Consider the following 12,182-nt stretch of genomic DNA (forward strand, 5'->3'; position numbering starts at 1 on the left):
GTATTAAGTTGCAACAATCAAATCGAGTTGTGCCACTAAAAATTGAATACATCGCAAACAGTGATGAAGAATGGAAACCGTTAGCGGATGTGATGGTTTTTAATCAAATTAATGAGGGAGACAACGCGAGTAACCCGAATCTCATTATCCATAATATGCAAATTAAAGGACTGAGAATTACTGCATTAAAAGGAAGTTGGGATGAGCTGCCGCCGACAATATATGGCTTACGTGATGCCGTTAACCTCGTTGTGAATATACAAGGTGCTTCGCCTTACCTACTGGTGTGGGGAAATAAACAAGCAACACCGGATAATGTTAACTACACACAACTTATTGGTAAACATGAAAGTGTCGAAGCGGTGATGGAAAATTTCCCTGAAATAACAACGACAGGTAAGGTATTAGAGCTCGGTGGTGTGGAGAAAAAAGTGCAAGATAACCCCGTAGAAGAAGGGGTAAATTGGATGACTATCACGTTATGGGTATTACTTGTTGTTGGAATTCTGGCGTTACTTTATTTTTGTTGGTACTTATTGAAAGAAGTGGGGTCATCAAATAAGCGTAATTCAGATGAGCTTTAAGTAACTCGGATTGCTAGCAAGCTCATCGGGGATGAAGATGGCACTTTATCAGTCATCTAGCGTTATTTTTGAATTCAACATCGTCGACAAAGGATAGAACAATGCCTCAAGGTCAATGCTTATGCGGTTCTGTGAAACTGACTATCGATCACCCTATTGATACCGTCCATGTTTGTCATTGCGGCATGTGCCAAAAATGGAATGGTGGACCGGGAATGACCATCGGTTATGAAGGTGAGCCAAAAATTGAAGGAAATGCGTTAATTACGCGTTTTGCTTCATCGGAATGGGCTGAGCGCGCATTTTGTAAGCAGTGTGGTACGCATCTTTTTTATCATTTACATTCACCGTCAACGTATTACATCTCAGCGGCACTGTTTGCAGAAAGCCAAAATGCCAAAATGGGCACGCAAATTTATATAGATTGTAAGCCAAATTATTATAATTTTGCTGAAAAGACGCCAATGTTAACAGAACAAGATATATTAAATCTCTACAGTAATAATCCAAAAGATTAGCCAAATGGCAGGTATTATTACCTGCTATTTATCTTAAGGTGATTTAAACATTCATTTGTAATGTCAGCATAAAAAATTTCAATTATAATTAGCCTATTCCATTTGAGTTGATATAGCGAACGTTAACATTTTATGCTCTTAAAAAGTTAAATAAAAAATAACTTAACTTTTTAAAGCGTAGAAAGAGTAATTTGAGGAATATGTAATGGATAGTATGAAAGGAATGCGTCATGCCAGTAATATCGCATGGGTATTACAATGGGTTCTTAATGTGGGATTAATTGTGCTGGCTGCTGTGTTGGTTTTCTTTTTAGCTAAAGAAACATTCACAATGGCATCTTTAATGTTTGGGGGAAGCCAAGAAGCTAAAGCCTATGAGCTTTTAGAAGGTATCGTGATTTACTTTCTTTATTTTGAGTTCATTGCTTTGATTATAAAGTATTTTATGTCTGGTTATCACTTCCCGCTACGCTATTTTATCTATATTGGGATCACTGCAATTATCCGCCTCATCATTGTGGACCACAGTGATCCGATGACAACTCTGCTGCATGCTGGCGCCATTTTGGTTTTAGTGATAGCACTTTATATTGCTAATACAGAAAAACTGAAACGAGAATAATATTCTTAAAATTAATTTATCAATCACGCTAAGGGAAATAATAATCATTTTCTTTGGCGTGAAGTTAATTAAATAAAAAAATGACTTAAGTAATATAAAACGAGAGTAAGCATAAGCTAAAATAAAATTTCAGATAGTTGGATTAAGAGTAAAACTAATAATATAAGCATAATTAACTAGAGCGATTGGTTGCTTTTCATTCTGCCAAAATAAAATAAGAAAGTGTTTTACTTTTCTAAATGGGTTATTTACTGTGATAAAGCTTCTATTCTAATAACATAAGTAACTTGCAACTATGACAACTAAAACACTACCTAAGAAAAAGGGTTTTTTAAATCGTGTTGAGCGCATTGGTAACGTAATGCCAGATGTGACAATGCTATTTGTTTACGCCCTAGTAATATGTTGGTTTTTATCTTATCTGCTCTCGTTTGTCGATTTCAGTTATCACCATCCTATTTCTAAAGAAAAAATTTCCGTAATTAATATGTTTCAGTATGAAGAAATCATATTATTTGTGACATCAGCGGTTAAAAATTTTATTAATTTCCCTCCTCTTGGAATAACAATCGTTGCCACATTAGGTATTGGGATTGCAGAAAGTAGTGGTTTTATTAACACTGCACTGAAAAAAATGCTTTCTTTAATATCGCCTAAAATGCTGACGCCAACTGTTGTTTTCGTTGGGATCGTTTCGCACGTAGCTTCTGACTCAGCCTATGTGATCTTAATGCCGGTTGCTGCAATGATGTTCTATGCCAGCGGTCGCCATCCTTTAGCGGGTATCGCAGCAGCATTTGCGGGCTTAGCGGGCGGGTTTACGGCAAGCTATACGCCATCGATTATTGACCCGATTATGCAAAGCTTTACGCAAGATGCCGCACAAATGCTAGCCCCAGGCTACAGCGTGAACGTATTGTGTAACTATTTCTTTAGCCTAGGCGGCACGTTTGGTGTCATTTTCACTTGTTGGTTTATTACTGAGAAAATTGTCGAGCCATGGTTAAATAAAAATGCGCCTATCACAAAGTCGGATGTGGATACGGATGCGGAACAAGATTTGAGTAAAATCACACCGCAAGAGCACCGTGCATTTCGCGTTGCTGGGTTAGTCGTCATCGCATTAGCGCTAGGTTTATTTGCGCTATTATGGCCTGAAAATTCACCATTGCGTGGTCCAGATGGCAGCTTAACCAGTCCAAAAGCCCCGATTATGCAGATTGTGGTGCCACTGCTGTTTATCTTTTTTGCACTACCGGGGATTGTGTATGGCTATATGACGAGATCCTTCACCTCGACTAAAGATGTCGTTAAGGCGATGGAAAATATTACCAAGTCATTGATTCCATTTATTGTATTTGCGTTCTTTGCCGCACAATTCTTGTACTCATTCCAGCACTCGAATTTAGGCACATTATTGGCATTATCGGGGGCGGAATTACTGCGGACTTTAGATATGCCATCAGGATTGACGGTATTTGGCGTTATTTTATTAACCGCGGTGCTAAATATTATGATCACCTCGGCGACGTCTAAATGGGCTATTATGGCACCGGTATTGGTTCCAATGTTAATGGCAGTCGGAATTTCGCCAGAATTAACCCAAGCTGCATTCCGTGTGAGTGACTCTGCGATGAACGTGAGTACACCAATGTTTCCGTTCTATCCTCTGATTTTAATGTATTGCCAGAAATATTATAAAAATGCAGGAATCGGAACGTTATGTTCAATGATGATCCCATTCACCATCGGTTTATTAATCACCTTAACAGCAACGTTATACCTGTTCTGGGCATTTGATATTCCAATTGGTTTTGATAGTGGTTATACATGGCAGCCTGCGCAATAAGTAAAAGGTATGTAAAATGAAAGAATTAGGTAAAAAGTTAGAAGAGCGTTTTTATCGTTATGTCGCGATTGAAAGTCAAAGTGATGCTGCGAGTCCTGTGGTGCCGAGTACCGAAGGGCAGCGTGAATTGGCGAATCTTCTGGCGAAAGAGTTAGAAAGCTATGGTTTAAAAGATGTGTATGTTGATGAACATGCCATCCTCTATGCGATGCGTCCTGGCAATAAACCTAATGCACCTAAAATTGGTTTTGTCGCTCATTTAGATACTGTCGATGTTGGTTTATCCCCCGTGATCAAACCACAAACCTTGGCGTATAAAGGCGCGGATTTATGCTTGAATGTGCAAGAAGATATCTGGTTTAAAACGTCTGAACATCCTGAAGCCACGGCTTATGTGGGGGATGAAATTATTTTCAGTGACGGAACAAGTGTACTCGGCGCAGATGATAAAGCGGCGATTACTGTTGTCATGGAGCTGATGGATAAACTGCAAAATACAGATTTTGACTGTGGTGATATTTATGTTGCGTTTGTGCCAGATGAAGAAATTGGCCTTCGCGGTTCAAAAATCATGGATCTTTCTCGCTTCAAAGTGGATTTCGCCTATACCATCGATTGTTGTGCTCTTGGTGAAGTTGTTTTCGAAACCTTTAATGCGGCTTCCATTGAAGTGGAAATCAAAGGGATCACTGCTCATCCAATGTCAGCGAAAAACGTCTTGTTAAACCCAATTCGCGTTGCTCATGATTTTATTGGTTGTTTTGACCGTTTTGATACGCCAGAACATACTGAGCATCGTGAAGGATACTTCTATATTACTGATTTAGCAGCCAATCCAAATGAAGCGAAGATCAAAATGGCTATCCGCGATTTTGACCGCCCAAGTTTTGAATCACGTAAACGCTTTATTGCTGAAAGCATTGAACTGATTAGAGCGCGCCATCCTCGAGCAAAAGTGGAATTCAAAATTGATGACGTGTATAGCAATATCAGTGACTCAATTGGTGAAGATCGTACTGCGGTAGATATTATTCTTGAAGCGTTAAAAATTCATAATATTGAGCCTAACATCATTCCGATGCGTGGGGGCACCGATGGTTCAGCACTATCGGCTCGTGGAATTGTGACACCAAATTACTTTACAGGTGCACATAATTTCCATTCGCGTTTTGAGTTCTTACCCATCACGTCATTTGAGAAAAGTTATCTCGTTTCTGAAACCATTTGCCGTTTAGTTGGGCAAAAATGAGGTAGCGCCTTTATTTAAAAGTAAAAGTGCTAGAAGAAATAGTCGCTAATTATTCAGCGGCTATTTTTTTGATAGTGATTTATTTAAGAATTAAATATCAACTATTGAATAATAGTCAATCTAATAGTTTTAATTTAATCTTTAAAAAAGAAGATATGACTAGTTGGTTTTTTCCTTTATTATCCTCTCATTATGCTTGCCATTATTAGGAGAGGTACTTGATTAATATAATAATTATTGATGATAGCAATATTTCCATTCGAGGTATTGAGGCGATTTTAACCCGAAATACGCGTTATAAAGTTGTCGCTGCTTTTCCTTCTATAGATCCAGTGATCACATGGAACCGACAGAATAGAGCCAATATCATTTTAGTTAATCGAGAGCATTGCCATTTTGACTCACTAAAAGCCTTCACAACGATACGTCGTACTCAACCTGATGTAGGGCTGATTATCTATAATGTCCGTCATAATGATACTTTTATTGTGAAAGCGCTGGACATTGGGATCTTTGGGATTTTAAGTACGAGCATTGCTGAAGAAGAGCTTATTGAAGCCATACAGGTTGTAAATGCACGGCAGAAAATCATTTCCCCAGATATCGCTCAACACCTTGCTTTGCAGCGGTTAAACCAGCGTGAACAATTGGATATCTATGAATTACTTTCTGCAAGAGAGTTAGAAATTATGTTGATGATCACTCGAGGTACACCCGTCAAACAAATTGCGGATACATTATCTTTAAGTCCGAAAACGGTAAATACCTATCGATATCGAATGTTTGGTAAACTTAATATCAGTAGTGATGTAGAATTAACACATATAGCAATTAGTTATGGTTTAATCACCGCAAAACAGGATTTATCAGGGTGGAACAACAGTTTGATCCAAAAGTTTTCTTAAAAACCGTCACGAATCAACCCGGTGTCTATCGTATGTATGACGCTGGGGGAACCGTGATTTATGTAGGAAAAGCGAAAGATCTTAAAAAAAGATTATCAAGCTACTTTCGTGAAAATGTCGGAAGCCGCAAAACAGAACAGTTGGTCAAGAATATCGCCTCGATTGATGTGACGGTTACCCATACTGAAACCGAAGCGTTATTGTTGGAGCATAACTATATTAAGCTTTATCAGCCTCGTTATAACGTTTTGTTAAGAGATGATAAATCCTATCCTTATATTTTCTTGAGTAGCGAAACTCACCCAAGAATCTCGAGCCATCGCGGTGCTAAGCACGCTAAAGGTGAGTATTTCGGTCCGTTTCCAAGCTCTTATGCAGTACGCGAAACCTTAGCGTTAATGCAAAAACTATTTCCTATTCGTCAATGTGAAGATAGCGTTTATCGAAATCGATCAAGACCCTGTTTACAGTATCAAATTGGTCGCTGCTTAGGACCGTGCGTGAAAGGGTTGGTCACGGATGAAGAATATGAGCAGCAAGTTAACTATGTGCGTCTTTTTTTAACAGGGAAGGACAAGCAGGTGTTAACAGGATTAGTTGAACGGATGGAAAAAGCCAGCCAAGAGCTACGATTTGAAGATGCAGCTCGTTTTCGAGATCAAATTCAAGCTGTGCGCGCGGTGACTGAAGAGCAGTATGTGTCTGGGGGCGATGATGACCTTGATGTGATAGGTGTCGCATTCGACTCTGGTTTAGCGTGTGTTCATGTCTTGTTTATTCGCCAAGGAAAAGTGCTGGGAAGCCGAAGCTATTACCCAAAAATTCCGGCGGGCACTTTATTAGAAGAAGTGGTGCAAACCTTCTTGGGGCAATTCTATTTACAAGGCAGTGACAACCGTACATTGCCAGGGGAAATTTTGCTTGATTTCCCACTAACGGAGAAAGAACTTCTGGCAGAGTCACTGTCCGATATTGCGGGGCGTAAAATCCAAATTCAAAGCCAACCGCGCGGCACTCGTGCTCGCTATTTAAAGCTAGCGCGAACAAATGCATCTATCGCGTTATCGACAAAGTTGGCTCAGCAATCCACGATTCAACAGCGTATGGCTGCACTTTCAAAAGTGGTGAATATTGACAATATCTCCCGTATGGAATGTTTTGATATTTCCCACACCATGGGAGAGCAAACAGTAGCGTCTTGCGTCGTATTCGATAAAACGGGTCCTGTGAAATCGGAGTATCGTCGATACAATATTACGGGGATCACACCAGGGGATGATTATGCAGCAATGCACCAAGTGCTTACACGTCGTTATGGCAAGCATCTGGATGAAAGCAAAGTTCCCGATATTATCTTTATTGATGGTGGTAAAGGGCAGTTAGGGCAGGCAAAAGATGTGTTTGATTCCCTTGAAGTGGATTGGGATAAAAACCATCCTTTATTAATTGGTGTTGCAAAAGGCAGTGATCGTAAAGCTGGCTTGGAAACACTGTTTTTAAAACCGGAAGGTGAAGGCTTTGCGCTCCCTCCGGACTCGCCAGCACTGCATGTGATCCAACATATTCGTGATGAATCCCATAATCATGCCATTACAGGACATCGTCAACGCCGAGCTAAAGTTAAAAATACGAGTGCACTGGAATCGATTGAAGGCGTGGGACCAAAGCGCCGTCAAATGCTATTAAAGTATATGGGGGGATTACAACCCTTGCGAAATGCGAGCGTAGAAGAGATAGCAAAAGTGCCCTCGATCTCATACGCGCTGGCAGAAAAGATTTATAATGCATTGAAACAGTAGGTATCTTAGGGCAACATACTAAGGTATCGGTCTTGGACAAAGAGTTAGTGAGCGCGATGAAATTAAATATACCAACGTGGTTGACCCTGTTCCGTGTCATCCTGATACCGTTTTTTGTATTAGCATTTTATCTTCCTGTCAGTTGGGGACCATTTGCTTGTGCGCTGATTTTCGTGATCGCCGCTGTGACGGATTGGTTTGACGGATTCTTAGCGCGTTTATGGAAGCAAACCACAAAATTTGGCGCCTTCCTGGATCCCGTTGCAGACAAAGTTATGGTTGCAACGGCGTTAGTCTTAGTCACTGAAAGCTATGATGTTTGGTATGTGACTTTACCCGCTGCAACGATGATCGCCCGCGAAATCATTATCTCGTCATTGAGAGAATGGATGGCGGAAATTGGTAAGCGTAGCAGCGTGGCAGTTTCTTGGATTGGTAAATTCAAAACCACGGCGCAAATGATGTCATTAGTCGGCTTATTATGGCGTCCAAATCCGCTGATCGAACATCTGTCTATTGCACTTTTATATGTGGCTGCAATCCTGACTTTTTGGTCAATGTTCCAATATTTAAAGGCTGCGTGGGGCGATTTGAGCGAAGCGTGATCGAAATGATTGAAAAAACAGCGAACGATCCAATTATTTCAATAATTGTATTGACTCGATAGGTGAAATCAGTAGAATGCAACGCATCGAACGGCAACGTGGTTTACGAAAATAAATAAGTAAATCAGCCAGTTTGAAAGCAGAAACTGAAAAGTGAAGCTTAAGCGGGAATAGCTCAGTTGGTAGAGCACGACCTTGCCAAGGTCGGGGTCGCGAGTTCGAGTCTCGTTTCCCGCTCCAAATCTTGAAAGAGATTAGGGTGTAAGGCGCGTTAGCAAAGCGGTTATGCACCGGATTGCAAATCCGTGTAGCTCGGTTCGACTCCGGGACGCGCCTCCAAATTCTAGCCCAGGTGGTGAAATCGGTAGACACAAGGGATTTAAAATCCCTCGGCCTTTAGGCTGTGCGGGTTCAAGTCCCGCCCTGGGCACCATATTCAGTAAATGGACCAATCGATCCATTTTACTTTAAGATTCAAACTGGTCAGTTAGCGAGTCTTTCTGATTAGAAAGTAGTAAAGCAGTACTAAAAATTTAGCCCAGGTGGTGAAATCGGTAGACACAAGGGATTTAAAATCCCTCGGCCTTTAGGCTGTGCGGGTTCAAGTCCCGCCCTGGGCACCATATAAAACTTAGCGGATAATAATCGGCAAGTTAGGAAAACAAAAAAGCCACCTTATAGGTGGCTTTTTTGTATCTGAAGATAAAATAATTCCATATTTTCAATGGCATATATCTCAATAAGATTTTTGTCATTTTTCATCCATTTTTCTCAATTTACCGAAAGACTAAGTAAAAATAAGTAAGTCAGACCTATCCCACCTTGAACTGTGCCAATATCAGCGTTTTGAAAAAGGAGAGGGTGATGTCGAATATGAAAACTGAAATTGTGGTTGTTCGCTTAACAAAACATGAACGTGCGATGCTCGATGCGGTAAAAACCACGCCATTACTTGCAGATTGGTTGAAAATACTCGCTTTTTCTCAAGTAGAACAGCAGGAAAAGAGCCAAGATCCTAAATAAACTGGTCTGTTCACTATGTTTCTTGCCTATACATCTTAAGTATAAGATGAATATCAGGTATATTAGTGTTCGATTGTTAGCTACCAAGAAAAATTACTATGATTATCAAACCTAAAATTCGTGGTTTTATCTGCACTACAGCTCATCCAGCAGGCTGCGAAGCCCATGTTCGTGAGCAAATTGCCTATGTGAAATCTCGTGGTGAACTGAAAAATGGACCGAAAAAGGTTCTGGTAATTGGTGCATCCACTGGTTACGGTCTTGCTTCACGCATCAATGCGGCTTTTGGCAGCGGTGCAGCGACCATCGGCGTATTTTTTGAAAAGCCGGGCAGTGAGAGCAAAACAGGTTCCGCAGGTTGGTACAATGCTGCCGGTTTTGACAAAGCAGCAAAGGAAGCGGGTCTGTATGCAAAAAGCATCAACGGTGATGCATTTTCTAATGAATGCCGTCAAACCGTTATCGACTTGATTAAACAAGATTTAGGTCAAGTGGATTTAGTGGTTTATTCACTGGCTTCTCCAGTGCGTAAAATGCCTGAAACCGGAGAAATTGTCCGTTCAGCATTAAAACCAATTGGCGAACCGTACAAATCTGTTGCGCTGGATACCAACAAAGACGTGCTGATCGAAGCAGTTGTTGAGCCTGCCAATGAGCAAGAAATCGAAGACACCGTGAAAGTCATGGGTGGACAAGATTGGGAATTGTGGATGAACGCGTTAGCGGATGCGGGTGTTCTGGCTGATAATGCACAATCCGTTGCTTACTCCTATATTGGTACTGATTTAACGTGGCCGATTTACTGGCACGGTACTTTAGGTAAAGCAAAAGAAGACTTAGATCGTGCAGCTCATGCTATCAACGAAAAAATGGCACAGAAAGGCGGCTCAGCACACGTTGCAGTCCTTAAATCAGTGGTCACCCAAGCATCCTCTGCAATTCCAGTGATGCCGTTGTATATCTCTATTGTGTTCAAAATCATGAAAGAGAAGGGTATTCACGAAGGGTGTATCGAGCAAATTCAGCGTCTGTTTGCAACTAAATTATTTAGTGGCGAAGCGCCGGATACCGACGAGAAAAACCGTCTGCGTTTAGATGACTGGGAACTGCGTGATGACGTGCAAGAAACGTGTCGTCAAATCTGGAAGCAGCTGAACGATAACAACATCAATGAATTAACGGACTATCAAGGCTATAAAGCGGAATTCTTACGCTTGTTCGGCTTTGGCTTAGATGGCGTTGATTACGAAGCAGATTTAAGCGGCGAAGCTAATTTTGAAGTGAAAGAATTAGTTTAATAGATAATTATCTATTTGCCTGAAAACCCCGAGCACTGGTAAACCGGTGCTCGGGGTTTTATTTTTTGTTATCTAGGATCATAATGTTCAAATTGGCTTTTTATAGAAAGTCTTAAAAAGGGAGTTTCTGGGATGTTGATTGTAGAGATGTTAAGTACCGGCGATGAAGTTCTGCATGGACAAATTATTGATACTAATGCAGCTTGGCTAGCAGATTGTTTTTTTCAGCAAGGTATACCACTCCATAGTCGCACTACCGTCGGTGATTCCCTTGATAGCTTGGTGACAACATTTCTTGAACGCAGTCTGCATGCGGATGTGATTATTGTGAACGGTGGTTTAGGGCCGACTAGTGATGATCTTAGCGCCCTAGCTGCAGCAAAAGCAGCGGGTGTTTCATTGATAGAGCACCCAGAATGGATTGCTGAGATGGAGCGCTATTTTACCGCTCGAGGTCGCGAAATGCCGGTAACTAACCGTAAGCAAGCAATGTTGCCTGCAAATGCGGAACTTATTGATAATCCAGTCGGCACTGCCTGTGGCTTTTCACTGTATCTGAATGATTGCTGGTTATTTTTCACACCGGGTGTTCCTTCCGAGTTTAAAGTGATGGTCAACGAGCAAATTATTCCGCGATTACGTCAAAAATTCATATTGCCGGAGCCACCGCTCTGTCTACGATTAACCAGCTTTGGTCGCAGTGAAAGTAGCCTTGCAAGGCAATTTGATGCGCTAAAATTGCCGAAAGAGTGTGTACTCGGATACCGTTCATCAATGCCAATCATTGAGCTGAAATTGACAGGTCCTGCTAGTCAACGTGATGAAATGGAAAAAGTCTGGCAAGTGATTAAAGCCGGCGTCGGCGATAATAAAGTCTTTGAAGGTACGGAGGGACTTGGGGCTGTTGTGGGGAAAAAACTGAAACAGAAACACTTGTCGGTCGTCACTCACGAGCAGTTTAGTGCAGGACTGCTTTACTGGACATTGAATGCAGCTGGAGCACCGATTATGGACGGCAATATCGCCATGCCTGTAGAGGGTGATCTGAATTTAGCTAATTTAATCCAAACTGCAAAAAATAATACAACACAGAGCGACAGTGAAATTGGTTTAGTTATTGGTGAATACCATAATGGCGATTTGTCATTAGCGTTATCAACGCCAACGGGGAGTTATGCGCAGCGCGTGAAATATTTGCCTCGCCATCATTCAGAATTAGAGAAACAACAAGTCAGTGTGATGTTGATGCTGGATATGCTATCTCGTTGGTTAGATAGTCGCCCTATTATGGGAAATTATGAGTGGCTTGACCAAACTGACATTATCGAAATGTCATTGAGATAATCAGCCGTATGCCACTCTCTGATTATTTGGTCGAGAGTGGCTTATAGGACTATGCACTTGGCGAGATAGTTTCAATCATAAAATTAAGACCTGAAATACCTTTCTCGCACGCTTTATCTTGAAAGACGGAGGGGGCTTTTTCAATCTTACGTTTCAATGCCGTGATTTGATTGGCATAAATATCTGCACCTGCAATGTCCGGATTATCTTTTAAATACTCGATAAATACATCCACGTTTTGATAAAAATAATCACAAGGTTTCTCTGTGACATCAATTTGGGAAAGATTTTTTAAAGAATCAGGTAACATATTTTCTTTGGCTAATTCAATATATTCCCTGTCCTTGACTTGCTGAATGGCAGTATCAACTTTGGCTTTTAAATTA

General features: G+C 41.0%; 12 protein-coding genes and 4 tRNA genes. 15 read left to right on the top strand and 1 reads right to left on the bottom strand.

The features are described 5' to 3' along the window. From PSF16_RS14450 to PSF16_RS14520, 15 genes are all read left to right on the top strand, one after another. Nucleotides 1–584 (top strand): DUF3999 family protein (locus PSF16_RS14450; protein WP_272689507.1); only part of this gene is annotated, 584 nt, incomplete at its 5' end. A gap of 101 nt (nucleotides 585–685) precedes the next feature. Continuing rightward, the gene (locus PSF16_RS14455; RefSeq protein WP_006662006.1) at nucleotides 686–1,102 is read left to right on the top strand and encodes a GFA family protein; all 417 of its coding nucleotides are present in this window, start codon (nucleotides 686–688) and stop codon (nucleotides 1,100–1,102) included. 214 nt (nucleotides 1,103–1,316) lie between these two features. Then, a complete protein-coding gene (gene psiE / locus PSF16_RS14460) occupies nucleotides 1,317–1,724 on the top strand; it encodes a phosphate-starvation-inducible protein PsiE (protein ID WP_006662005.1) in 408 nt (135 codons plus the stop codon). A gap of 295 nt (nucleotides 1,725–2,019) precedes the next feature. Next, nucleotides 2,020–3,573 carry an AbgT family transporter gene (locus tag PSF16_RS14465; RefSeq protein WP_006662004.1) on the top strand — a complete coding sequence of 518 codons (1,554 nt, stop codon included), beginning with the start codon at nucleotides 2,020–2,022 and terminating at the stop codon, nucleotides 3,571–3,573. Nucleotides 3,574–3,589: 16 nt separating this feature from the next. Further along, the gene (gene pepT, locus PSF16_RS14470; RefSeq protein WP_006662003.1) at nucleotides 3,590–4,822 is read left to right on the top strand and encodes a peptidase T; all 1,233 of its coding nucleotides are present in this window, start codon (nucleotides 3,590–3,592) and stop codon (nucleotides 4,820–4,822) included. Nucleotides 4,823–5,040: 218 nt separating this feature from the next. Then, the gene (locus PSF16_RS14475; protein WP_006662002.1) at nucleotides 5,041–5,727 is read left to right on the top strand and encodes a LuxR C-terminal-related transcriptional regulator; all 687 of its coding nucleotides are present in this window, start codon (nucleotides 5,041–5,043) and stop codon (nucleotides 5,725–5,727) included. Further along, nucleotides 5,694–7,526 carry an excinuclease ABC subunit UvrC gene (uvrC, locus tag PSF16_RS14480; RefSeq protein ID WP_272689508.1) on the top strand — a complete coding sequence of 611 codons (1,833 nt, stop codon included), beginning with the start codon at nucleotides 5,694–5,696 and terminating at the stop codon, nucleotides 7,524–7,526. The genes PSF16_RS14475 and uvrC overlap by 34 nt, the downstream gene beginning before the upstream one ends. Nucleotides 7,527–7,582: 56 nt before the next feature. Continuing rightward, nucleotides 7,583–8,131: a CDP-diacylglycerol--glycerol-3-phosphate 3-phosphatidyltransferase gene (gene pgsA / locus PSF16_RS14485; RefSeq protein ID WP_006657588.1), complete on the top strand. Its 549-nt coding sequence runs from the start codon at nucleotides 7,583–7,585 to the stop codon at nucleotides 8,129–8,131. Between the two features lie 164 nt (nucleotides 8,132–8,295). Beyond that, nucleotides 8,296–8,371, top strand: a tRNA-Gly gene (locus PSF16_RS14490). Between the two features lie 25 nt (nucleotides 8,372–8,396). Then, nucleotides 8,397–8,470: transfer RNA gene (locus tag PSF16_RS14495), tRNA-Cys, on the top strand. Nucleotides 8,471–8,477: 7 nt separating this feature from the next. Further along, nucleotides 8,478–8,564: transfer RNA gene (locus PSF16_RS14500), tRNA-Leu, on the top strand. Nucleotides 8,565–8,667: 103 nt separating this feature from the next. Beyond that, a tRNA-Leu gene (locus tag PSF16_RS14505) sits at nucleotides 8,668–8,754 on the top strand. Nucleotides 8,755–8,995: 241 nt separating this feature from the next. Further along, entirely contained in the window at nucleotides 8,996–9,154 is a 159-nt protein-coding gene (locus PSF16_RS14510; protein ID WP_036960633.1) for a hypothetical protein, read from the top strand. 98 nt (nucleotides 9,155–9,252) lie between these two features. Beyond that, nucleotides 9,253–10,452 (top strand): enoyl-ACP reductase FabV, encoded by a 1,200-nt coding sequence (gene fabV, locus PSF16_RS14515; protein ID WP_006659406.1) that lies wholly within the window; start codon nucleotides 9,253–9,255, stop codon nucleotides 10,450–10,452. A gap of 132 nt (nucleotides 10,453–10,584) precedes the next feature. Further along, entirely contained in the window at nucleotides 10,585–11,796 is a 1,212-nt protein-coding gene (locus PSF16_RS14520; RefSeq protein ID WP_036965107.1) for a nicotinamide mononucleotide deamidase-related protein YfaY, read from the top strand. Between the two features lie 49 nt (nucleotides 11,797–11,845). On the opposite strand, the gene PSF16_RS14525 is transcribed toward PSF16_RS14520, so the two are convergent. After that, the coding region (locus PSF16_RS14525) for a DUF5339 family protein (protein ID WP_272689509.1) at nucleotides 11,846–12,182 on the bottom strand (337 nt) is incomplete at its 5' end.

The organism is Providencia sp. PROV033 (assembly GCF_028484855.1).
GTDB lineage: Bacteria > Pseudomonadota > Gammaproteobacteria > Enterobacterales > Enterobacteriaceae > Providencia > Providencia alcalifaciens.